The following is a 20,636-nucleotide window of genomic DNA, read 5'->3' on the forward strand; positions in this document are numbered from 1 at the left end:
GCCACGTAAATTCACGTACTTCCGCCGAAAGTGGGCGGAATTGGCAATATGGATAAAAGTCTAGGCGATGCCGACAACTGACAGTTTGCGTTAGCGCAATGTTTTGCCGAACTGAGAGCGGTTTTTAACAGATAGTACAAAATAACAGGCGAAATAGGCATAAGCTACCTACTAATAATTAACTCTTTATTATTAGTGTTAATACATTAGCCTTGCAGTAATTTCACCAGTAATGAGCCGTTATATAATGCGTCTTTTACTAATGCCGCACCGGGCATGGTGCCCTGATTAAAAAACTCCGTTGATTCAACCAGAATATTCTCACTGTATGCCGGTAATGCTTGCTGGCGAATACAAGATGCAATGGCCGGATGCAAAATAGAAGCGGCTTTATTCAATGGTGAGCCAACCAGAATTTTTTCTGGATTGAATAAGTTAACCATAATGGCAATAATCCGCCCGACGCTGTGCCCGACGCCCAGAATAATATCTTTGGCAAGCTGGTCACCGGCTAACGCTGCATCACATAATGATTCTACATTCAGTGGCGAGCCATGTAATAACGAACTCATTGAACCGTTGAGCCGTTGCTGGGCAATTTCTAATATATTTTCAATACTGGCGACAGTTTCAAGGCAACCGTGATTACCGCAGTAACAACGTTTTCCATAAGGGTCAACTTGTGTATGGCCAATTTCAACCACACTGCGGCTCCCGGCATGTAACACCCGGCCGGCGGTGATAACGCCAGCCCCGACGTTGTGGTCAATCACCACCTGAATAACATTCTGACAACCGCGTGATGCCCCATATAGCGCTTCAGCCATCGTCCAGGCGCAAATATCATGTTGCAGATAGACCGGCAATCCGGTGCGTTGCTCCAACGCAGGCCCAAGCAGCATTTCATTCACATCATAAAAGGGCATTTTATGCACAATCCCGGCGGGGGCATCAATGATGCCGGGCATGGTAATGGCGATGGCCGTTAGGCGTTCGAGCTTTTCCTGATGGCGGATAAAGAAGTGGTCAACTTCGCTCAGGATGCGATTAAGCAGCGGTTCAGGGTGGCTATCGGGTAACGGGATCTGCTCTTCAACCACCAGTTTGCTGCTGAGGTCACGCAGCGCAAGTGTTATCGAACCACGGCTGATGCGCCCGGAGACATAATGCCAGGCTTCGGTATCGAGCACCAAACCGATGGCAGGTCGCCCACGGCTACCCACGTCCTGATATTCTGTCTCTTTTACCAGATGGGCTTGCACCAGCTCGCGCACTATCTTCGTAATACTGGCAGGCGCTAGCTGCGCTCTTTTGGACAGTTCAATACGGGATATCGGGCCAAAAAGATCAATCAGCCGATAAACGGCCCCTGCATTGGTTTGCTTGATTTGATCAATATGCCCAGGCTGTCCATCCGTTATCACTGAACCGGCTCCTTCTTTGCCTACAGAGTATTTTTCGCGCTTCTAAATAAATATTATCGGCTATGTTGGGGCTTTTAGCATATGCCGTCAACTATTTGATTAGTTATGTGATTTACTGCACATAATCACCGCTATCCGGCGCTTCATTGGCGGTTATTTACACGCTATCTATATTAGTAATCGATTGAATATTAGACATCATCAAATGAATTAATGCTTCTGCGGCGGCGGTAACCGGGCGATGTTTATGATTGACCAACCAGACTTCGGTGGTGGCATCCGCTTGCGCCAGTGGCAGATATTTTACCCCATCAACTTTTACCCGCGTAAATGAGGCAGGCAGAATTGAAACGCCTAAACCGGAGGATACCAGGCCGACGATGGTCATCGCCTCCCCGACTTCTTGCGTAATATAGGGTGTGATGCCTGAACGCGCTAATATTGTCAGGATTTCATCATATAACGCGGTGCCCACTTCGCGAGAAAAAAACACAAAGGGCTGTTCGGCCAGTGCGCTGAACTTGACGCTGCCCTGCGGCCATTGTGCCAGCGGATGATCTTCATGGACGACCGCCACTAAAGGCTCGCGCAGCAATAAACGGTGTTGTAGCGCAGCCGGCAGCCGGGTATTACGCATCACGCCAAGATCCAGGTGCCCATCCAGTAGCGGCTCAATTTGCTGTTTGCTATTCACTTCGCGCATCTTGATATGCACTTGAGGATGCAGTTGACGAAAAGCCCGCAAACTGCGCGACACCGTGCTGATAAAGGGCGCGGATGATGTAAAACCGATGGTCAGTTCGCCTGATTCCCCACGGTGCAAACGTGCGGCTTTCTCGGAGGCCGCATTAACCTGCGCCAGAATTTGGTAAGACTCCTTTAAAAACAAGGCCCCAGCCTGGGTTAGGCTGACATTGCGATTATTACGCGCCAGCAGGCGGGCACCAATTTGGCCTTCCAATATTTGAATTTGCTGGCTAAGGGGGGGCTGAGAAATGCGTAAGCGTTCCGCTGCCCGACCAAAGTGCAACTCTTCGGCCACCGCAATAAAATAACGTAAATGCCTTAGCTCAATGTTCATCGAACTCCAATGATATGTTTAAAGTCTTATTATGAATAATTAATATATTAGACAAAAAACTGCACTATTTCTATGATCATAAAATCAAAGTAAGACACCGTCATCATAGCCACCACGGTGTTCACACCGTTTTTGATTAAGGATATACCGTGACCACCTCTTTGCGCCCTGCCACTGCTGCTGCGTCTGCGCGCGCCGCAAATGATGATGCCACCCCGTTAGCATCGGCATCCGGCGTTAGACGCTTAAATAAACGCCCTTATATTCAACGCAGTACCCCGGAATTTATCCGCGTTACCCTGGCCTTTTTCACCGCCGGGCTTGCGACTTTTGCCCTGCTCTATTGCGTGCAACCGATCCTGCCATTGCTGTCACAGGACTTTACTGTCTCACCGGCCAGCAGCAGCTTATCCCTTTCCGCCTCCACCGGCATGTTGGCTCTGGGGTTGATGTTTACCGGGCCACTTTCTGATGCCATTGGCCGTAAATCTGTCATGGTGGTGGCACTGATGCTGGCGGCTATTTGCACCTTAATTTGTTCAGTTATGACCAGTTGGCACGGCATTTTGTTGATGCGAGCACTGATTGGTTTGTCTCTGAGCGGTGTTGCCGCTGTCGCAATGACCTATATCAGTGAGGAAATTCACCCCAGTTTTGTCGCATTGTCGATGGGGTTGTATATCAGTGGAAACTCTATTGGCGGGATGAGTGGCCGTCTGATCACCGGTGTATTAAGTGATTTCTTTTCCTGGCGAGTCTCACTGGCGGTCATCGGGTTGTTTGCTTTAGCCGCCGCCGGTCTGTTCTGGCGCATTCTCCCTGCCTCTAAACACTTTCGTGCCAGTTCACTGCGGCCAAGAACGCTGATGATTAACTTCAAACTGCATTGGCGTGATCCGGGTTTGCCGCTGCTATTTGCTGAAGGTTTTCTGATCATGGGCAGCTTTGTCACTTTGTTTAATTATATTGGTTATCGCTTATTGGCTGGGCCTTATTACCTCAGCCAAGCGGTGGTCGGTTTGCTGTCTATCGTCTACCTGACCGGCTCTTATAGCTCCCCCAAGGCCGGTGCTATGACTAGCCGCTATGGCGGTGGCCCGGTGTTGTTAGCGTCAATCACCCTGATGCTGATTGGGGTGGTTATGACCGGTTTATCACCGGTCGCGGTCATTATTATCGGCATGATGATCTTCACCGCCGGTTTCTTTGCTGCTCACTCAGTGGCCAGTAGTTGGATTGGGCGGCGAGCGCGGCGCGCTAAAGCACAAGCCTCATCACTTTATCTGTTTTGCTATTATGCGGGTTCCAGCGTGGCAGGTACTTTAGGGGGTGTTTTCTGGCTAAATTTAGGCTGGGCCGGCGTGGTGGGCTTTATTAGCCTGTTGTTGTTGATGGCATTGTATGTTGGGCAGCGATTACGTCAATTACCCGAAGTAGCAAGAATTTAATCTTAAATTCGCTACACCGTCTATGATTAAGGTGAAACTTAATACCATGCGTTACTGTGGTTGCAATATAGATTAAGTATCTAATGTATATGGGATTTTATCACGATACGATTCTCTTAATTTATTTAATGTCAGGAGACACTATGACAAGTCACTTTCTTACGCTTTGGGACATACTGGCGACGACATTTTCAATTTTCTTTTTTATCGCTTATTTGCTGATCTTATTCCAAGTGATTTCTGATTTGTTCAGAGATCATGAGTTGAATGGGTTCTACAAAGCAATATGGATTATATTCTTGCTATTTATCCCACTGCTTACCTCGCTTTTGTATCTTGTTACTCGCGGCAAAGGGATGGCGCAGCGTTATCGGGCGACGGTGCAGAAATCGGTGGCTGAAACCAATGACTATATCCGCCATGTGGCGGGCAAGTCGCCAGCAGAGCAGATTTCTGACGCCAAGAAATTGTGGGACGAAGGGACGATTACAGAAAGCGAATATCAACAGCTAAAGGCTAAAGCACTGGCTTAATCACTGAGTTTTCTGTTTCATCACGCAGGCTAAATGTCGCGAATCAGGCATTTAGCCTTTTTTGTTTGGTTCTCAATAAAATAATGTAGCCGAATGGCTTATGGCATAGGTTGCCCTTTTCAACTTACTGGAATCCATAAGAATAATAGCCACTGACTTCAGCCGATGTCAGTCGTGTTTCATCACCACAGTGCTTATAATCACCACCTTATTATGTTCTACTTTACCCAGTTTAAGAAAGAGGCTGAAGCGCGGCTCGCTGTATTGGCAGATCACCTGTCCGGATGGGTTGAACCGCCCTTTCACACCGTGTTTAGCCTGTTTTTTCATACAGGTAGATCTCGCTTTTATTAAAGATAGCACCGGACTTTCATGGTGCTGTCTTTAATGTTATAAACACTGTATGTTGTAACTAAAATGACCTTTATAATAGAATGCTATGGCTAAATATGATCTGATAGAGCGTATGAACCGCAGTTTCAGCGCACTGGAAATCGCATTGCAACAGCTCCACCAGCAACTTCATGCGCTGCCACTTCTCGCCGCTCGTGTGTTTTCACTACCTGAAATTGAAAAAGGCACCGAGCATCAACCCATCGATAAAATAGCCGTGACGGCCACTGTCGGTAATAACGCCAGGGATTTGGGATTACGCCATTTCCAGCGCTTATTTATCCATCACCAAGGGCAAAATACCAGTAGCAAGGCCGCCCTGCGCTTGCCCGGCGTATTGTGTTTCTCGGTGACCGATAAACAACTGGGGCAATGTGAAAATATCATTTATCAAATTAATCAGTTGAAAAGTGAGCTGGAACATATCATTACCGTCGAGTCCGGCTTGCCGAGCGAGCAACGTTTCGAGTTTGTCCATACCCACTTGCATGGGCTGATTACACTCAATACATACCGCGCCATTACGCCACTGATCAATCCCAGTTCAGTGCGTTTCGGTTGGGCCAATAAACATATAATTAAGAATATCCCGCGCGAAGAGGTATTGATTCAACTGAACAAAAGTCTGAATGCTGGGCGCGCAGTAGCGCCATTTAGCCGTGAACAATGGGGGGAATTAATTAGTCAGGAAATCAATGATGTTCAACGCTTACCTGAAAATACGCGCTTAAAAATTAAACGCCCGGTAAAGGTGCAGCCCATTGCGCGGGTTTGGTATCAGGAGCGGCAAAAGCAAGTGCAACACCCCTGCCCTATGCCACTGATCGCCTTTTGTCAGTCACAATCAGCGGTCGAGCTGCCCAAGTTAGGTGAATTAACGGATTATGATGCCAGCCAGATTAAACATAAATATAAGCCACAGGCCAAAGCGCTGCATCTTTTGGTGCCAAGGTTACATCTATATGTTGAAAAGGAATGATTACACGCCAGTCAACAGCACTGGCGTGGGCGCTCTTTACTATTCTTTCATATTCCCGACCATATCTTCCGGCCTGACCCATTCATCAAACTGAGCCTCCGTCAGATAACCTAACTGCACAGCGGCCGCTTTTAAGGTCAGCCCCTCTTTATGGGCTTTTTTGGCAATTTCAGCCGCTTTGTCATAACCGATATGCGTATTTAGCGCAGTAACCAACATCAGCGACTCATTCAATAATTGCGCGATGCGATCACGATTTGGCTCAATACCCACCGCACAATGTTGATTAAAACCGCGCATCCCGTCAGCCAGTAAGCGGACTGATTGCAGGAAGTTATGAATAATCAATGGCCGGAAGACGTTCAATTCAAAGTTACCCGATGATCCACCAATATTAACGGCTACATCGTTACCCATCACCTGCGCGCACAACATGGTCATCGCTTCACATTGTGTCGGATTGACTTTACCCGGCATGATCGAACTGCCCGGTTCGTTTTCTGGAATGGATATTTCGCCGATACCGCAACGCGGGCCGGAAGATAACCAGCGCACATCATTAGCAATTTTCATCAGCGAGGTCGCCAGCCCTTTTAATGCGCCATGACTGTGAACCAAGGCATCACATGCCGCTAATGATTCAAACTTATTGGGTGCCGTGATAAACGGCTGTTGGGTTAATTTAGCGATTTCATCCGCGACTCGCACCGCATATTGCGGGTGCGTATTCAGGCCCGTTCCGACCGCTGTGCCTCCCAGCGCCAGTTCACACAAGTGAGGGAGACTCGCTTCAATATGCTGAATGCTGTGCGCTAACATCGCAGCCCAACCGGAGATTTCCTGCCCCAAGGTCAAGGGCGTGGCATCTTGCAAATGGGTGCGGCCAATTTTTACGATATCTCGATAAGCCTGCGCTTTGCCTGCCAGGGTTTTCTGCAATACGTCCAGTTCGGGTAGCAGATGTTGGCGCAGCCCAATCACCGCAGCAATATGCATTGCTGTAGGAAATACATCGTTAGAACTTTGACTTTTATTCACATCATCATTGGGATGAACCAAACGACGATTACCCCGTTCGCCCCCCAATAGTTCACTGGCACGGTTAGCCAACACTTCATTCATGTTCATATTGGTCTGAGTACCCGACCCGGTCTGCCAGATAGAAAGCGGGAACGCATTCGGATGGACATCGGCCAGCACTTCGTCAGCGGCACACATAATCGCTTGCGCCCGTGTTGCGGGTAACAGGCCAAGGTCCATATTAACCTGTGCGGCCGCCCGCTTGGTCAGCGCCAGTGCATGGATCAGTGCTGTCGGCATTTTCTCTTGAGAAATGCGGAAATGTTCCAACGAACGTTGGGTTTGAGCGCCCCAGAGTTGATTGGCAGGTACATCGATTGACCCCATAGAGTCTTTTTCACTGCGAGTCGTCGCCATCACTGTCTCCTTGCCTGTAGAACAGAACGTTACGCTATGTCACGCCAGTTGCTCTGGCAGCAGATAACTATAATGGCATAGTCGTCTTTATGCGATTGATTCGCATTTCTTTCACTTGTGCAACACCCCAAAAGTGAATCGTGATGCGGTAACTACGTCTTCTCTACGAAAATCTGCACCCACGGGTTTTGTAGCTTGAGCCGATGTAAGTATACTCATTACAATCATTTATCTAAGCGTATATCATCCAAATCTATAATATGTTTCACTTATTTCAGATGGCAGAGCATAAACATGCAAAAAATGAAGAATGCAGTACAAAACTATGCCTGGGGTAGCCCTCGCGCCCTGACCGATCTTTACGGTATTCCTAACCCACACGGGAAACCGATGGCTGAATTGTGGATGGGCGCGCACCCCAAAAGCAGCTCTCAGGTCGCCGATGCGAACGGCCAGTGGCATTCATTGCGCACGGTTATCGAACAGGACCCCGATGCGAATCTGGGGGCCGATATCTACAAACGTTTTGGCGAATTGCCTTTCTTATTCAAAGTGCTTTGTGCCGCGCAGCCATTATCGATTCAGGTTCACCCGAGTAAAGCCGCTGCCGAAATAGGTTTTGCCCGAGAGAATCAAGCGGGTATCCCACTGGATGCAGCCGAACGCAATTATAAAGATGCGAACCATAAGCCAGAATTGGTTTATGCCCTGACGCCATTCCAGGCGATGAATGGTTTCCGCACACTGGATGACATTCAGTCATTATTACAGCCATTGTCTGCCGCCCACCCTGATATCACGGCTTTCCTGCGCGAACCGGATACCGCACACTTAGCCACGCTGTTCGCCAGCTTGCTCAGTATGCAGGGCGAACCGAAAGCGCTGGCACTTGGCATTCTAAAAGCCGCCCTCAATCATCAGTTGGGTGAGCCTTGGGATACGATTCGCAGCATTTCGCGCTTCTATCCTGAGGATAGCGGCTTGTTCTCACCATTGCTGCTGAATGTAGTTACGCTGCAACCGGGTGAAGCGATGTTTTTGTACGCTGAAACCCCCCATGCCTATTTGGACGGTGTGGCGCTGGAAGTGATGGCTAACTCGGATAACGTATTACGCGCAGGGTTAACCCCTAAGTTCATTGATATTCCTGAACTGATGGCCAATCTGCAATTTATTGCCAAACCGGCGGATACTCTGCTGACCACCCCAACACAGCAGGGTAATGAACAAATATTCCCCATCCCGGTTGAAGATTTTGCTTTTTCACTCCATACATTGACTCGCGAGCCGCAAACGTTGGCACAGCACAGTGCCGCCATTGTATTTTGTGTACAAGGTCATGCAGTATTGAAAAAGCACGATCAGGAAATTATGCTACAACCCGGTGAATCATGTTTTATCCCGGCGAATGAATCGCCGGTGACCGTGCATGGCGAAGGTTCTATTGCCCGTGTTTATAACTGAAACGGAACAAAACCAGTAAATGGGTTGTCAATTATCGGCCAGACGAGGTTGTTATCGTCGCAATAATCTTTGTGTATAGGTAATCTATGCCTATATTGATTTGGGGATGCCCTTTTGACGGCACTCCCCTTAATTTGGTGGTAGGTCTTAGTGCCGCGTTCAACATAGTGAATTTGGTATATTAGAAAAGGATGAACGGAACAATGAAAAAATCGTTAGTGGCTGTCAGCGTCATTGTGGTACTTGGCACAGCATGGACTGGAGCCTCATGGTATACCGGTAAACTAATTGAACAACGTATGGGCGAGTTGGTTAATAACGCTAACGGGCAGATTAGAACTCTGTTACCGAAAGCGGGCGTGAAATTCGCGTATAAAGACTACCAACGTGGTCTGTTCAGCAGTCAGGTTCGCTATATTCTGCAAGCCGATAGCAGTGTTGCCGGCGAAAAAGCGTTAAAAGAGGGCGATGAAGTGGCCTTTATCGAGACTATCGATCACGGCCCCTTCCCCTTGGCTCAGTTGAAGAGATTCAATCTGATCCCCAGCATGGCTTCTGTCCATACCGAACTGGCGAACACGCCAGCACTGAAGAAGTTATTTGAAGTGACGAAAGGTAAGTCACCATTTACCGCTGACTCACGTATTTCTTACAGCGGTGACACCTCTTCTGCCATTACTTTCATTGCGATCGACTATCAGCAAAATACCACCAGTATGAAATTCTCTGGTGCTACCATTGATGCTGATGTCTCGCGTGATATGCGTAATGTGAAGATGAGCGGCAACAGTGACAACATCGTGTTCACCAGCAAAAATCAGTGGGACCAACTGGAACAATTTAACCTGCAAGGTCTGACGCTGAAAAGTGACAGCAAAATGGGCAAATTTGATCTCAGCATTGGTGACCAACAACTGGCTATCAAGCAGATGGGTTTCAGTATTGATGGCAAAGAAATGGCCACGCTGGCGGGCTTTAATCTCAACACCCAGTTGGGCGAAACCGATAAAGATCTGAATGGTAAGCTGACCTACTCCCTTGATGCATTAAAGATTCAGGGTAATGATTTTGGTTCAGGTAAGCTGGCCTTCGCCTTCGATAAACTGGATGGGCAAAGTCTGAAGCAGTTCACCAGCGCGTATAACCAACAGGTGCTGCAAGCGGTTCAGGCCGGTGAAAATCTGGACCCAGAAGCCTACCAACAACAAATGACCGAGATGTTGCTGGCCAACGTACCTGCCCTGCTGAAAGGCAATCCGACCGTAAGTATCGCGCCTCTAAGCTGGAAAAATGCCAAAGGGGAAAGCTCATTTAACCTGAATATTGATTTGATGGACCCCGCACAGGCTAAAGCCACAGCAGAACCGCTGCTGCTGAAGTCAGTGAAAAAAGTTGATGCCACGTTGGCCATTCCGATGGCAATGGCAACCGAACTGACCACGCAGGCGGCACGTCTGCAAGGTTACAGCGCGGAAGAAGCTCAGAAACTGGCACAGCAACAAGTCCAGGGCATTGCCGCGATGGGCCAGATGTTTAAACTGACCACCACCAAAGATGACGTTATCAGCAGCAGCTTCCACTTTGCAGATAACCAGGTCGATTTGAATGGTCAGAAAATGTCACTGCAAGAGTTTGTCGGCTTGTTTGGTATGTTCGGTGGCGGCGCACCGGCTGAAGAAGATACCGGCAGTGAGCCAGTAGCACAGTAATCCGTCCCGACAAGAGTGTGGCGGCGATGCAACCACACTCTGTTTCACGCCCCCAGCCGCGTTTTATACTCGCCCCTCCCTCGTAAATATCCTTTCCCTGCATGATGGCGGCTAAGATCCATTTTCTCGACCAAAACGACCTCATACTCTAACTATTTTTGAGCACAATCCGTAGCAGTAAATAATAGGGCTAAACCTTGCTGGCGAATTAATACTCAACAGCCACTCGGCCACTTATCATCATCTGTTATAAATGGGATCTGTTGGCTCTATTTATTTGAAAGACATATTGCATAAAGATAATCCGATACATACTCGTTTTCTTAAAGAAAGAAAAATTGCCACACGCTATTTTAGCGTTTTATTTAGGGCGAGGTATGTAACATGAAATTAAGAACAGTATTAAAAACGTATGATTCAGAAAAAAAGATCCAACATAAAATACGCCAAGAAGCGACCGTTTCCATTAACTCACCGACCAATAACAATTTACTAGGCAGATTATTTGGTGTTAAAAACACACAAGTTATAATCAGGGTCAATTCTCAAGAGGCGAAGATAAACTATAACAAAGTGTTGGGCGGTTTAAAACAGACCATAACTGACTCAAACATGGAGCATAACAAAGCGTGGTTAATTGATGAAAGATTAACAATAGTTTCAGTTGCAGTCAATCAAGCCATTGATCATGCCAATATCGGAAATGAATCAAAAATAGATAAAAAAGATAGAGCAGATTTATTAAATAGAGTAAAAAGTGAATATCATTTAAATGAGGGTTTTTTCAACACTAACAGCCAAGAGGGTATTACTGATAAAGATTTAAGTCTTAACCTGACTCAAAGTTCAGTCAGGACTACACTCCAATCAGATAAATATATTGATGGGAAATTGGCAAAAGTCTACCCACAGTTCGTAAAAAACCTCAGTCTCGAACAATATCAAAAAATAGATTTAGAAAAGAAGAAAATTAAAGATATTGTCATCGAAAAATTAATGGGGAAAATTTGCACCGAGATGATATTTGGTGAAAAACTATTACCAATGGCATTGTCCTCCTTGAAGCAAACGGTAAAATCAGAAGCGGTAAATATTATAACCAGAAACAAACAAGAATCCACCAGGTTATAAAGAGGTAAATACAAATAAAACTCACAATCGATTTGTGAGTTTTATTTTCTCGTGCTGCTGGCTAACGCCAGGCTGAAACTATATGCTCGCGCAGATCTATGTTCAAGCCGAGCCACGGCGAATTAATACCGGCGGCAAAATAACGTTTTGCAGTTGCAGGTCAACGCCCGCGATACGCTGGAGTAACCGTTGCCCGGCACTGTAACCAATCTCTCTGGCAGAACTGGTGACAAAGGTTAATGGTGGCTCGGTTAGCTCGGCTTCCGGTACATCACCAAAACCGATGAGTGCCACTTGTTGATCTAGGTAAGTATCGACACCGGCGCTGCCGATAGTCCGGCCAGTGCGTAAGATACCGAAGTAAGCCCCCAACGCGACCGATGCCTGATGACAAACAATAGCGCTGACATTGGGGTGATTGCGTAACAGCGTTTCTGCTGCATCAGCCGCCGCCTGTTGTTGACTCTCGCATTCGACCACCCATTCAGAACGAAATGGCAGGCCATATTGCACCAAGGTGGCACAAAAGCCCCCCAACCGCTCGGCTCGGGTTAAGGAGTGTGAATGCCCACCAAGATAGGCAATCTGTCGATGGCCGCGGCCAATCAGAAACTCTGTCGCCATTTTTGCGGCCTGCATGTTGTCAGGACGCACCACATCCACCCCTTCCAACACATTCGATCGCGCGGCACAAATCAGCGGGATATCATGCTCGGCGGCCTTTTGCTGCAACCCCATCTCCCGCTTCGCGCCACCGCCCAATACCAGCCCGTCGACCCCTTGAGCAATCAACGTATCAAAACAACGCAGCAATCCCTTCCCCTCCCGACCACTTTGTGTCAGAAAGAGCAGTTTGCCCTCCGCCTCAATCGCCTCACTTAAGCCTGCCGTCATTGCGGCATAAAAGGGATCGCCAATATCGCGCACGATCAAGCCGATAACACCCGATTCACCGCTGCGCAATTGCGCCGCCTGACGGTTGCGGACATAACCGAGCTGTTCGATGGCCTGATTAACCCGCTCTGCGGTTGCCCCAGAGATACGCCCTTTGCCACTGATAGCCAATGAAACGGTCGCCACTGAGACGCCAGCCAATTTAGCCACATCGGTAATCGTAATTTTTTTAATGGTCATAACTGCGGATAAACAAGCCAAGTTAAACGTTTAATCTGATGATGCCCTCGCTAGCCAAAGAATTTGGCGTTGCAGGTAGGCGGCCAGCACGCAAATCCCGATGAACTTATACCGGTAAGTGATTCGGGTGTGTGTCCGCAGCTAACAACTCTGCGGCTTCAAATGCGAAGGTTATACAAAAATAGGATCAGTAATTGTGACATGTCGCTCATATTATCTCGGTTAAACGTTTTATCTTATTTTACCTTTAGGCAGGACGGCGAAATCATCGCCATTTATCGAAAAACAAACCGTTACCCAGAACTGCGGTTGTGAAATGCAGGCATTGCTAACATCAGGTGCGTTAAAACAGGAGTCATTATGTCAGCGGTAAAAAAACAAAAAATTACGCTGTGGGAATTTTTCCAAAGTTTGGGAAAAACCTTCATGCTACCGGTCGCCTTACTCTCTTTCTGTGGGATCATGCTTGGTATCGGCAGCTCACTCAGTAGCAAAGATGTCATCACCCTATTGCCCGTGATTGGTCACCCTGCTTTCCAGTTATTATTCACCTGGATGAGCAAGGTGGGTTCATTCGCCTTTAGCTTCCTGCCGGTAATGTTTGCCATTGCCATCCCTCTGGGCATGGCGCGTGAGAATAAAGGGGTGGCCGCGTTCTCCGGTTTTGTTGGTTTTGCGGTGCTGAATCTGGCGACCAATTTTTACCTGACAACCCGCGGTGTGTTGCCAACCACCGATGCGATGGTACTGAAAACCCACAACATTCAGAATATTTTAGGTATTCAGTCAATTGATACCGGTATTCTCGGCGCAGTCATTGTCGGTATCATCGTTTACCTGCTGCATGAGCGCTTCAATACCATTCGCCTGCCGGATGCCTTAGCCTTCTTTGGCGGTACCCGTTTTGTGCCGATCGTCACGACGGTGGTGCTGGGGCTGGTCGGTTTATTGATCCCGCTAATTTGGCCATTCTTCGCCGCCGGTATCACCGGGTTAGGTAACTTGATTAATGGTGCCGGTATCTTCGGCCCGATGATTTTTGGCAGCGGCGAGCGGTTATTACTGCCGTTCGGCTTGCACCACATTTTGGTGGCACTGATTCGCTTTACTGAAGCGGGCGGTACGATGGATGTCTGTGGCAATAGCGTCAGCGGTGCGCTGACCATCTTCCAGGCCCAGCTCTCCTGCCCAACCACAAGCGGTTTCTCTGAAAGTGCCACGCGCTTCCTGTCGCAAGGTAAAATGCCAGCCTTCCTTGGTGGCCTGCCGGGTGCTGCGTTAGCCATGTATCATTGCGCCAAGCCTGAGAATCGCCATAAGATTAAAGGGCTATTGATTTCCGGTGTGGTGGCCTGTGTGATTGGTGGCACCACTGAACCGATTGAGTTCCTGTTCCTGTTTGTTGCCCCGTTCTTGTATCTGATCCATGCAATCTTAACCGGTTTGGGCTTTACCGTGATGGCATTGCTCGGCGTGACCATTGGTAATACCGACGGTAATATCATTGATTTCGTGGTGTTTGGTATTCTGCACGGCACCGCCACCAAATGGTATTGGGTTCCGGTGGTTGCGGCGATTTGGTTCGTGGCGTACTACATGATTTTCCGCTTTGCCATTCAGCATTTCAATATCAAAACACCGGGACGTGAAAGTGAAACCACGGCCAGCCGCAATGCCGAGAAAGCCGCCAGCGGTGCGGTCATCGGTAAATCCGGTTATAACTCCCCGGCTATTCTGGCGGCACTGGGCGGCGCGGATAATATCGTCTCGCTGGATAACTGTATTACCCGGCTGCGGATGTCCGTTAAGGACATGAATTTGGTAGATAAAGAGGCGCTAAAAGCCAACCGTGCTATTGGTGTTATTCAACTGAACGACCATAACTTACAAGTCGTTATCGGCCCGCAAGTGCAATCGGTGAAAGATGAATTAGACTCACTGATAGGGAATGAACAATTTGCAACGTCATAAGACGCCAGATCAATGAGTGAAGGGGTGCTCCGGTGGCTTACCACCACGACCCCAGCGGCACGTTTCTCTTTCATTTGACTGAGCTATAAATAGGTTTGTCATTAACCTCTACGGGGCACTCGATGCCCCGTTTTTTGATAAGCGAGATGCTGATGTTTGATTTCTCCACACCGGTTGACCGTCACGGCACCTGGTGTACCCAATGGGACTATATTGCCGACCGCTTTGGCGCGGCTGACCTGTTGCCCTTTACTATTTCTGATATGGATTTCCCCACCGCACCGGTGATTCTGCAAGCGCTTAATCAGCGTATCGAACACGGGGTTTTGGGCTATAGCCGCTGGCAACATGACGATTTTCTCGGTGCTATCCGCCATTGGTATCAACAACGTTTTCATTGCAGTATCGATACGTCAATGGCGGTGTACGGGCCGTCCGTGATTTATATGGTGGCTCAGTTGATCCGCTGCTGGTCTGCACCGGGCGATTTTATTGTCACCCACACGCCAGCTTATGACGCCTTCTACAAAGTGATCCTCGGTAACCAGCGCCAGTTACTCAGTTGCCCACTGCACAAAGTGGATAACCAGTGGCAATGTGATATGGCACATCTGGAAGCGTTATTGGCGCGGCCACAAACTAAAGTGCTGCTGTTGTGCAGCCCGCATAACCCGACCGGCAAAGTTTGGACTGCAAAAGAGCTGGCTCAGATGGCGGAACTGTGCGAACGCCATCAGGTAAAAGTGATCAGTGATGAAATTCATATGGATATGACCTGGGGCGAGCAGGTTCATACGCCGTGGAGTGAGGTTGGCCAAACGCCGTGGGCATTGCTGACCTCCGGTTCCAAGACCTTCAACATCCCTGCGTTGACCGGGGCATACGGTTTTATCAGTGACAGTGAAACCCGTGATAGCTACACACAAATGCTAAAAGGCCGGGATGGGCTGTCTTCTCCTGCGGTGCTGGCTATTGTGGCGCATATTGCCGCTTATCGTCAGGCTGAGCCGTGGCTGGATGAGCTGCGCAGCTACCTGCAAGCCAATCTGCTGTATGTGGCACAACGCCTTAACCAGGCGTTCCCCGCATTAAACTGGCAGCCACCGCAAGCAACTTATCTGGCTTGGATAGATTTACGCCCGTTGAATATTGATGACCATCAGTTGCAGGAGGTGCTTATCGAGAAAGAGAAAGTTGCCATCATGCCCGGCTTCACCTACGGCGAAGAAGGCCGTGGCTTCTTACGGCTCAACGTCGGTTGCTCGCGCAGCAAGGTAGAAGCTGGGATGGACAAGCTGATTAATGGCATTCGTGTGTTACAAGCCAATAGCACCAATTAGATAACCCCCGATGATGGGCACTGATCGCCCCGCCCATCATTTGGTGTGATTTCCATCACTTTTTTATGCAACTCAGTGGATATTTTCATCCATTTGTTTTTATAATGATCTGCACTTTACCCACAAGAATCACCTTCTGATAACAAGTGAGTGCCCAGCATGATTGATCCCCGCCTTCCCCTGACTGACATTCATCGCCATCTTGACGGCAATATCCGTGCGCAAACAATTTTGGATCTGGGTCGCCAATTTAATCTGGCTTTGCCTGCTAATGAGTTAGCGGCACTGCGTCCCCATGTGCAGATCACCAAAACTGAACCTGATTTAGTCAGTTTCTTGCAAAAACTCGATTGGGGCGTGGCGGTATTGGGTTCGCTGGATGCCTGCCGCCGTGTGGCTTATGAGAACGTCGAGGACGCAGCCAATGCCGGTTTGCATTATGCCGAGCTGCGCTTTTCGCCATTCTATATGGCGATGAAACACCAATTGCCGGTGGCCGGAGTGGTCGAGGCCGTGATTGATGGCATCCAGTCCGGTTGCCGTGATTTTGCCATTGATATCCGCTTGATTGGCATTCTCAGCCGCACTTTCGGCGAACAAGCCTGTTTGCAAGAACTGGAAGGTTTACTGGCGCATCGTGAGGCGATTACGGCACTGGATCTGGCCGGTGACGAGCTGGGCTTTCCCGGTGGCCTGTTTCGCAGCCACTTCAACCGCGCCCGGGATGCCGGTTTACGCATTACCGTCCACGCAGGTGAAGCCGCAGGGCCGGAGAGTATCTGGCAGGCCATCCGCGAACTGGGCGCAGAACGTATTGGTCACGGTGTAAAAGCGGTGGAAGACATTAAGCTGATGGATTATTTGGCTGCACACAACATTGGTATCGAATCCTGCCTGACATCCAATATCCAGACCAGCACCGTTTCCTCGCTGGCCACTCATCCGCTGGCGACCTTCCTGCGTCATGGCGTATTGGCATCAATTAATACCGATGACCCGGCGGTTCAGGGTATTGAGATTGCCAATGAATACCAGGTGGCAGCACCGGCTGCGGGCTTAACGCCACAGGAGATCCGTCAGGCGCAGCTTAACGGCTTGACGATGGCGTTTATCAGTGAGCAAGAAAAGCAGGCGCTGCGGGATAAAATCGGCGCATAACGGCCTAAAACAGCCCAATAAAAACGCCGGTATCGACTCGCTACACCGGCGTTTTTATTGTTTTTTATCTATTTATATTCAATCATTTGCCTTCTGACTGACCGGCTGAGGCCAGCGCACTGGCAGCCTGCGTTTTTTCAGCATTCTCTCTGGCCACTCGTTTAGCATAACGCTGTGCCAACACCGCGCACACCATCAATTGAACCTGATGGAATATCATCAGCGGCAATACCATAACCCCGACCACAGAGGCAGGAAACAGCACATTGGCCATCGGGATACCGTTAGCCAGGCTCTTCTTCGAGCCACAGAACACGATGGTGATTTCATCGGCGGTATTGAACCCCAGCCAGCGGGCTGCCAGCGTATTAACCACCAGCACCACCGTCAGTAACACCAGCGAACAGAGCAGGATCGCCAACAGCGACCAGCCATCAATTTGATGCCATATCCCCTGAACCACCGCTTCACTGAAAGCAACGTACACCACCAGCAGAATTGATGACCGGTCAGTGATATTGACCCATTTTTTATGGCGCTCCACCCATTTGGCAATCAGCGGGCGTGATAGATGCCCCACAATAAACGGCACCATCAATTGCATAATAATTGAACCGATCGCGTGTAAGGTATCGGTATCTCCCCCCTGTGTTTGCATCAGCATCCCTACCAGCAGCGGCGACAGGAACACACCGAGAATACTGGAAGCCGAAGCACTGCATATCGCCGCCGCAACATTACCGCCAGCAACCGAGGTATACGCAATGGCCGATTGCACCGTCGCGGGCAAAGCACACAGATAGAGAAAGCCCAAATAGAGCGTGGGCGTTAATACGCCAGGGACCAACGCATTCATTCCCAGCCCTAACAACGGGAATAAGGCAAAGGTGCTGAGAAACACCACCAGATGTAGCTTCCAGTGCCCCATGCCCGCCACAATCGCTGCGCGTGATAACTTGGCTCCGTGCATAAAGAACAGCAACGCGATAGCCGCAGTGGTCAGATGCTCAAACCACACTTTAACCTCCCCTTCACACGGGAAGAGGGAGGCAATCATCACCACCAGAATCAGCACGAGTAAAAACTTATCTATCCGTAAACGTTGTAACCAGGACATGCCACTCAATTCCTTCAATATCCCCTTATTTTTGACGTTGTCGGGCGGAGCGGCCTACCGGCAACGTCAATGGTTTTAGGGACCGTTTTTATAATATAACCGTATGAAAAATAACCGTATCAGAAGACATTACTCAGTTTGCAGTGACAACCGGCAACGTTTTTTGCTGTTGATAAGAAGCCAGGCCCAGTTCAATCAGCTCCATCACTTTAATCGCGTCACTGGCCGGAACCGGATTATCAGCGGTGCCGAGAATTGCATCACGAATACCGGCATAATAAGCAGGATAATTACCCGGTAAGGTCAGTAGCGGTTTTGCTGTCAACACGCCATCATGTGACAGTGTCACTATGCCATCGCGCATATCATAACCCCAATCCGCCTGCGGCAGGCGCTCACCGGATTTTAAGCGGTCTTCCTGTGGATCAAGCCCATACTTAACGTAGCTCCCTTCTAGGCCGTGAACGATATAACGGGCCGTTTCTGCAGCCGCCAGCACCGTGCCGTGCAGCACTACACGTTTCCCCTGATAACCAAGCGTGGCGTGGAAATAATCAACAGATTGCGCGCCGGGGCGCAGCATCCCTAAATCGACATTCAGCGTGTCTGGCAAACCAAACAGTTGTAGCGCTTGATCCAGCAAATGTGGCCCTAAATCATACCAAATACCACTACCGGCACCGGCTTGTTCACGCCAGCGCTGACGGATCTGCGGGCGGTAACGGTCGAAATGCGACTCAAAATAGACCACATTGCCTAAGCTGCCTTCCGCCAGTAAGGTTTTTAATGTCAGAAAATCGCTATCCCAACGCCGGTTGTGGAACACCGACAATAGGCGTTGCGCTGCATCCGCTTGTTTCTTCAACTCGTTTGCTTGTGACAGTGTCACGGTAAACGGCTTATCAACCACCACATGCTTACCTGCCGCCAGCGCTTGCTGGGCGAGCGGGAAGTGGGTGTCATTTGGGGTAGGGATCACGATAAGGTCGATGGTGGGATCATCAAATAACGCTTGTGGGCTGGAAACGACGGTCATTGATGGCCAGTCAGCATGGACTTTACTGGCATCGCTACTGGAAACGCCCGCCAGTTCTAATCCCGGCGTACCCATAATCAACGGCGCATGGAACGTTTTACTGGCGTAGCCATAGCCCAGTAAACCTACCTTTATCATTTCAGTCATTCTACTTCCCCTTAGCCGCAATCTATTTGTTTGTTTGGTGTCACTCAATCAACCGATTTGACACCATGATGATTGCCGCGACAAGAGGTAATTTCTGACTTAACGTACCGCACCGCTAAAGCCGCACAATACTCCCCTGATTATCCTGCCATTCCGGTTGACGCAGACTGCGCTGTGGATAATTGGTTTCGATGCTGCGCCGCCGGAAATCACTGGGGCTGACCCCGACCCGTTTGCGGAAAACGCGAGAGAAATAGAGTTGGTCATCATAGCCCACCACCCGGCCAATGGTCGCAATCGGTTCTTGGGTCGTTTGCAGTAATAGTTTTGCCCGAATAACGCGCTGATCTTCACGCCAACGCAATATATTGATACCCACTTGTTCACGGAACAGATGCGCCAAACGTGATGGCGACAAGCAAACATGGCGCGCAACTTCGTCAATACGCAGCTCTCCGGCTAAATTACCGGTAATAAACTGGCACGCCTCGATGACTCGCGAGTCCATAATGCGTTGCGGGCTGAGGGGATCTTCTTCCATCGAACGCAACAACAGCCGTTCAAGCAAGTTCATCCCCAGCTCTTCACCAAAACGGCGACCTGACTTTTGCGTCTGTTCGATATTGGCAAACAGGCGGTCAAATTCCAGTAGTAAGTTATTGTTAGGCAATGATAAACGCCCAACCTCATGGGTTTTGCTGTGCCATTCCAGCCAATCCGCCCAATAAGCCCGTGGGCGAAAATAGACCCAGCGGTGATACCAGCAATCGCTGTTAGGTGAGCGCCCGTAGAAATGCGGCGCTTTCGGCGGAAACAACAGCAAATCACCGGGATTACTGTAAAAAGTATTTTCGCCATCAAAAATCTTCCCCTGACCTTTGATGGTCAGATTAAGAATATAGCCTTTCATGCCGCCCGGTCTGTCGATAAAGAAATCGAGTGGTCCGTCGGCCAGAATCGGGGTTAATCCCGCCACCAAATAGGCGTTAAAGGTATAGCCCGGCAGTAAGGGATTGGGTTGCGGTTCCTGAACCATTCGATGATACATTTAGCCTCCTTGAAGCCCGGCACTTTTTTAAACCACTACGTCACGATGTCAGTTTATCGGGCAGATGGCGTGCTGCCCGATAGTGA

Annotated in this window: 16 protein-coding genes; 9 read left to right on the forward strand and 7 right to left on the reverse strand. The window is 49.1% G+C overall.

Going from position 1 to position 20,636, the window contains the following annotated elements; all coding sequences use genetic code 11:
- Positions 1-206 precede the first annotated feature (206 nt).
- A complete protein-coding gene (mlc, locus tag AT01_RS02130; RefSeq protein ID WP_004701978.1) occupies positions 207-1,424 on the reverse strand; it encodes a sugar metabolism global transcriptional regulator Mlc in 1,218 nt (405 codons plus the stop codon).
- 157 nt (positions 1,425-1,581) lie between these two features.
- Positions 1,582-2,505, reverse strand: a complete 924-nt coding sequence (locus tag AT01_RS02135) for a LysR family transcriptional regulator (RefSeq protein WP_042545896.1) — start codon at positions 2,503-2,505, stop codon at positions 1,582-1,584.
- Positions 2,506-2,654: 149 nt separating this feature from the next.
- Here AT01_RS02135 and AT01_RS02140 point away from each other — a divergent pair, with 149 nt between their 5' ends.
- The 3 genes from AT01_RS02140 to tus all read left to right on the forward strand — a co-directional run bounded on the left by AT01_RS02140 (position 2,655) and on the right by tus (position 5,858).
- Entirely contained in the window at positions 2,655-3,953 is a 1,299-nt protein-coding gene (locus AT01_RS02140) for an MFS transporter (protein ID WP_042545897.1), read from the forward strand.
- Between the two features lie 143 nt (positions 3,954-4,096).
- Positions 4,097-4,486, forward strand: a complete 390-nt coding sequence (locus tag AT01_RS02145) for an SHOCT domain-containing protein (protein WP_042545898.1) — start codon at positions 4,097-4,099, stop codon at positions 4,484-4,486.
- A gap of 439 nt (positions 4,487-4,925) precedes the next feature.
- Positions 4,926-5,858 (forward strand): DNA replication terminus site-binding protein, encoded by a 933-nt coding sequence (gene tus, locus AT01_RS02150; protein ID WP_042545899.1) that lies wholly within the window; start codon positions 4,926-4,928, stop codon positions 5,856-5,858.
- 39 nt (positions 5,859-5,897) lie between these two features.
- On the opposite strand, the gene fumC is transcribed toward tus, so the two are convergent.
- Positions 5,898-7,295: a class II fumarate hydratase gene (gene fumC, locus AT01_RS02155; protein WP_042545900.1), complete on the reverse strand. Its 1,398-nt coding sequence runs from the start codon at positions 7,293-7,295 to the stop codon at positions 5,898-5,900.
- Between the two features lie 294 nt (positions 7,296-7,589).
- On the opposite strand from fumC, the gene manA reads away from it, so the two are divergent.
- The 3 genes from manA (at position 7,590) to AT01_RS02170 (ending at position 11,599) form a co-directional block, all read left to right on the forward strand.
- The gene (gene manA / locus AT01_RS02160) at positions 7,590-8,759 is read left to right on the forward strand and encodes a mannose-6-phosphate isomerase (protein WP_042545901.1); all 1,170 of its coding nucleotides are present in this window, start codon (positions 7,590-7,592) and stop codon (positions 8,757-8,759) included.
- A 203-nt stretch (positions 8,760-8,962) separates the two neighbouring features.
- Positions 8,963-10,468, forward strand: a complete 1,506-nt coding sequence (locus AT01_RS02165; RefSeq protein WP_042545902.1) for a YdgA family protein — start codon at positions 8,963-8,965, stop codon at positions 10,466-10,468.
- A gap of 384 nt (positions 10,469-10,852) precedes the next feature.
- A complete protein-coding gene (locus AT01_RS02170) occupies positions 10,853-11,599 on the forward strand; it encodes a hypothetical protein (protein WP_042545903.1) in 747 nt (248 codons plus the stop codon).
- A 102-nt stretch (positions 11,600-11,701) separates the two neighbouring features.
- Here AT01_RS02170 and malI read toward each other — a convergent pair whose 3' ends face one another.
- Positions 11,702-12,733, reverse strand: coding sequence for a Mal regulon transcriptional regulator MalI (malI, locus tag AT01_RS02175; RefSeq protein ID WP_042545904.1), 1,032 nt, complete (start codon positions 12,731-12,733; stop codon positions 11,702-11,704).
- 360 nt (positions 12,734-13,093) lie between these two features.
- On the opposite strand from malI, the gene malX reads away from it, so the two are divergent.
- The 3 genes from malX (at position 13,094) to add (ending at position 17,202) form a co-directional block, all read left to right on the forward strand.
- Entirely contained in the window at positions 13,094-14,704 is a 1,611-nt protein-coding gene (malX, locus tag AT01_RS02180; protein ID WP_042545905.1) for a maltose/glucose-specific PTS transporter subunit IIBC, read from the forward strand.
- 152 nt (positions 14,705-14,856) lie between these two features.
- Positions 14,857-16,044: a MalY/PatB family protein gene (locus tag AT01_RS02185; RefSeq protein WP_042548455.1), complete on the forward strand. Its 1,188-nt coding sequence runs from the start codon at positions 14,857-14,859 to the stop codon at positions 16,042-16,044.
- Between the two features lie 159 nt (positions 16,045-16,203).
- Positions 16,204-17,202 (forward strand): adenosine deaminase, encoded by a 999-nt coding sequence (add, locus tag AT01_RS02190; RefSeq protein ID WP_042545906.1) that lies wholly within the window; start codon positions 16,204-16,206, stop codon positions 17,200-17,202.
- A gap of 82 nt (positions 17,203-17,284) precedes the next feature.
- Here add and AT01_RS02195 read toward each other — a convergent pair whose 3' ends face one another.
- The 3 genes from AT01_RS02195 to araC all read right to left on the reverse strand — a co-directional run bounded on the left by AT01_RS02195 (position 17,285) and on the right by araC (position 20,550).
- Positions 17,285-18,319, reverse strand: a complete 1,035-nt coding sequence (locus AT01_RS02195; protein ID WP_042545907.1) for a bile acid:sodium symporter family protein — start codon at positions 18,317-18,319, stop codon at positions 17,285-17,287.
- Positions 18,320-18,452: 133 nt separating this feature from the next.
- On the reverse strand, positions 18,453-19,502 hold the full coding sequence (locus AT01_RS02200) for an oxidoreductase (protein ID WP_042545908.1): 1,050 nt from the start codon (positions 19,500-19,502) through the stop codon (positions 18,453-18,455).
- Positions 19,503-19,617: 115 nt separating this feature from the next.
- The gene (gene araC, locus AT01_RS02205) at positions 19,618-20,550 is read right to left on the reverse strand and encodes an arabinose operon transcriptional regulator AraC (protein WP_042545909.1); all 933 of its coding nucleotides are present in this window, start codon (positions 20,548-20,550) and stop codon (positions 19,618-19,620) included.
- Positions 20,551-20,636 lie beyond the last annotated feature (86 nt).

The sequence above is a fragment of the Yersinia aldovae 670-83 genome (genome assembly GCF_000834395.1).
In the GTDB taxonomy this organism is placed as follows: Bacteria; Pseudomonadota; Gammaproteobacteria; order Enterobacterales; family Enterobacteriaceae; genus Yersinia; species Yersinia aldovae.